At 49.0% G+C, this 876-nt stretch carries 1 protein-coding gene; it reads left to right on the forward strand.

What is annotated here, in order from left to right:
* Nucleotides 1–876, forward strand: an 876-nt coding sequence (locus tag KW93_RS00800; RefSeq protein ID WP_033541050.1) for an ABC-F family ATP-binding cassette domain-containing protein, incomplete at both ends; no start/stop codon positions are given.

Consider the following 876-nt stretch of genomic DNA (forward strand, 5'->3'; position numbering starts at 1 on the left):
AAAGTCTTGCTTCTGGATGAGCCGACAAACTATCTGGATGAAGAGCATATTCAATGGCTTGTTAACTATCTGAAAAATTATCCGCATGCTTTCCTTCTGATTTCGCATGATACGGAATTCATGAGTTCGGTGACGGATGTCATTTTCCACCTGGAATTCTCACGCCTGTCACGCTACACGGCTACGTACGAGAAATTCATCGAACTGGCAGAGCTTGCGAAGCAGCAGCACCTTGATGCTTATGAAAAACAAGCGGAAATGATCAAGAAAACCGAAACGTTCATTGCAAAAAACAAAGCACGCGCCTCGACGACTGGACGTGCGAAGTCACGCCAGAAATTACTCGACCGGATGGACCGCATCGATAAACCGGAAGTGGCTGCGAAACCGCAATTCGGTTTCAAGGAAACACGCAGCCCGAGCCGCTATGTAGTGGAAGCGGAATCTCTTTCGATCGGTTACGATAAGCCATTGATGCCGCCGTTGTCATTCATGATTGAACGCGGCGAAAAAATCGCGCTTGTCGGCATGAACGGTGTCGGTAAATCGACCCTGTTGAAAACGATGCTCGGCAAGATCAAACCGCTCGACGGCGAAGTCATCCGCGGTGAATATTTGACGCCAAGTTATTTTGAACAGGAAGTCAAAGCACCATCGCATACCCCTTTAGATGAAATCTGGTCCGCGTATCCAAGCATGGATCAAGGGCAGGTACGCGGAGCGTTAGCGCGTACCGGCTTGAAAAACGAACACATTTCCCGTTCAATGAGCCAATTGAGCGGTGGTGAACAGGCGAAAGTCCGCCTGTGCAAACTGATGCTTGAAGAAAGCAATTGGCTGCTGTTCGATGAGCCGACAAACCACTTGGATATCGAC

It is taken from the genome of Planococcus sp. CAU13, assembly GCF_000775575.1.
Classification (GTDB): Bacteria; Bacillota; Bacilli; order Bacillales_A; family Planococcaceae; genus Planococcus.